Source organism: Kitasatospora sp. NPDC091257 (assembly GCF_044757675.1).
Classification (GTDB): Bacteria; Actinomycetota; Actinomycetes; order Streptomycetales; family Streptomycetaceae; genus Kitasatospora; species Kitasatospora lactacystinica.
In genome coordinates this window covers 1-2,814 of record NZ_JBIVVI010001169.1, presented here as the reverse complement: position 1 = coordinate 2,814, position 2,814 = coordinate 1, and the positions used below count along the sequence as shown (strand labels likewise).

2 protein-coding genes are annotated in these 2,814 nt (G+C 74.4%); one reads left to right on the top strand and one right to left on the bottom strand.

Annotation, left to right across the window (positions count from 1 at the left end):
- Positions 1-134 precede the first annotated feature (134 nt).
- A complete protein-coding gene (locus ACIQOV_RS35875) occupies positions 135-416 on the bottom strand; it encodes an HPr family phosphocarrier protein (RefSeq protein ID WP_049653316.1) in 282 nt (93 codons plus the stop codon).
- Between the two features lie 228 nt (positions 417-644).
- Between ACIQOV_RS35875 and ACIQOV_RS35870 the strand changes: the two genes are divergently transcribed.
- Positions 645-2,814: GNAT family N-acetyltransferase (locus tag ACIQOV_RS35870; protein WP_401055008.1), on the top strand; the 2,170-nt coding region annotated here is incomplete at its 3' end.

Here is a 2,814-nt window from a genome sequence, read left to right as displayed (position 1 = left end):
CTCTCGTGCTTGTTGTCGTGGTTGTGGGGGGACGCGCCCCCGCTGGGGGGGGTCGCCGTGGGGGGGGCCGCCGGGGGGGGGGGGGGGGCGCCCGGGGGGGCCCCCCCACCCCGATCGGGTGTGTGCTGCGAGGCTCAGGCCGCGGCCGGGAGCTCGTCGAGGCCTTCGGAGACGAGCTTGGCGAGGCGGTCGAGGGCGTCGTCGGCGTTCTCGGCGTCGGAGGCGAGGATGACCTCGTCGCCGCCCTGGGCGCCCAGGCCGAGGAGGCCGAGCATGGAGGCGGCGTTGACCGGGTTGCCGCCGGGCTTGGCGATGGTGATCGGCACGCCAGTGGCCGTGACGGCCCGGACGAAGACGGAGGCGGGACGGGCGTGCAGGCCCTCGGCCCAACCGATGGTGACGCGGCGCTCAGCCATGAGACGTGCCTTTCCGGTGAAGCTGGTCACGGCCGTGCTCAGGGGGAGCGGGGGAAGCGGCCATGTTGTCTAGACCAGTGTTGCACGCAGGCGGCCCCTGGAAACCGCCGCGTTCAGGAGTTGTGATTGTTTCTTTTCGGGGCATAAAGCCCGGTCGATGGCGCTGTCCACCCTGCCGCGAGCACGTGCCCGGCGCCATTCGGCCCGCCGCCGGATAACCTGACGAATGTGGAAGACCCCGCGGTGGCGAACCCCGCGCAACCCGACTATCCGCAGCACTGGGAAGCGGACATCCTGCTGCGTGACGGTGGCACGGCCCGGATCCGGCCGATCACCCCCGCCGACGCCGGCCGGCTCGTGGGGTTCTACGAGCAGGTGTCGGACCAGTCCAAGTACTTCCGCTTCTTCGCCCCCTATCCGCGGCTCTCCGACAAGGACGTCCGCCGCTTCACCCACCACGACTTCGTGAACCGGGTGGGCCTCGCGGTGGTGGTCCGGGACCGCTTCATCGCCACCGTCCGGTACGACCGGATCGACGCCGAGGGCCGCCCCTGCGACACCGGCACCGACGCCGAGGTGGCCTTCCTCGTGCAGGACGCCCACCAGGGCCGCGGCGTGGCCTCCGCCCTGCTGGAGCACATCGCGGCGGTCGCGCAGGAGCGCGGCATCCGCCGCTTCCAGGCCGAAGTGCTGCCGGAGAACCGGAAGATGGTGAAGGTCTTCACCGACGCCGGCTACACCCAGCACCGCAGCTTCGCCGACGGTGTGGTGCACCTGGAGTTCGACCTCGAACAGACCGACCGCTCGCTCGCCGTGATGCGCGCCCGCGAGCACCGCGCCGAGGCGCGCTCCGTGCAGCGGCTGCTCACCCCGCGTTCGGTGGCGGTGATCGGGGTCTCCCGCACCCCGCAGACCGTCGGCCGGGCCATCCTGCGCGACCTGCTGGGGGACGACGCCCCGGCCGACCGCGCGGTGTACGCGGTGAACCGCAACGCCGCGCCCGGCACCGAGCTGGACGGCGTCCCGGTCCACCGTTCGATTCTGGACATTCCCGGACCGGTGGACCTCGCCGTGATCGCCGTCCCCGAGGGCGCCGTCCCGGCCGCCGTCGCCGACTGCGGCGCCCACGGGGTGCAGGGCCTGGTGGTGGTCACCGCCGGCTACGCGGAGACCGGTCCGGAAGGCCGGGACCGCCAGCGCGCGCTGGTCCGCCAGGCCCGCGCGGCCGGCATGCGGGTGATCGGCCCGAACGCCTTCGGCCTGATCAACACCGACCCGCAGCACCCGCTGAACGCCTCGCTCGCCCCGCGCCTGCCCGGTAGCGGCGGCCTCGGGATCTTCTGCCAGTCCGGCGCGATCGGCGTGGCCCTGCTGGAGGCCGCCCACAAGCGCGGCCTCGGCGTCTCCTCCTTCGCCTCGGTCGGCAACCGCTCCGACGTCTCCGGCAACGACTTCCTCCAGTACTGGGCCGAGGACGACGCCACCCAGGTGGTGCTGCTGTACCTGGAGTCCTTCGGCAACCCGCGCAAGTTCACCCGGATCGCCCGCCGGCTGGCCGCCGTCAAGCCGGTCGTGGTGGTCAAGGGCGCCCGGCACACCGGCAGCCTGCCGCCCGGCCACGCCGTCCCCGCCACCGCCACCGGCCTGCGCGACGCCACCGTGGACGCGCTGTTCGAACAGGCGGGCGTCACCCGGGTGGCGACGATCACCGAGCTGTACGACACCGGCGAGCTGCTGGCCCAGCAGCCGCTGCCGCCGGGGGACCGGGTCGCGGTGGTCGGCAACTCCGACTCGCTCGGCCTGCTCACCTACGACGCCCTGCTGAGCGCCGGCCTGCGCCCGTGCACTCCCGTCGACCTCACCACCGCCGCGACCGGCGAGAACTTCCGGATCGCCCTGGACGTCGCGCTCGCCGACCCGGCCGTGGACGCGGTGATCGCCGTCGCCATCCCGCCGATCGGCACCTCCGCCCACGCCTTCATGGGCGGCCGGCTGACCGGCGAGGACGACCCGGCGATGGGCTCGGACGACCCGGAGATCGCCGCCGCCCTGCTCGAAGCGGCCCTGCGCGCCCGGGAGCTGGGCAAGCCGCTGCTGCTCACCCACCTGGCGCTGACCGACCTGCCGACCCGGCTGCGTCCCGGCGGCATCCCCGCCTACGCGGCGCCCGAGCGGGCCGTGAACGCCCTCACCCACGCCGTGCACTACGCGCAGTGGCGCCGCCGCACGGCCGAGGCCGAGGAGACGGCGCGCGTCCCCGAGCTGGACCGGATCGACGAGCCCGGCGCCCGCCGGCTGGTGGAGGCGGCGCTGAGCACCCGGGCCGCGGTCGCGGCGCGCACCCAGCCCGGCGGCGCCCGGATCACCCTGCCCGAGGCCGGGGCCCAGGAGCTGCTGG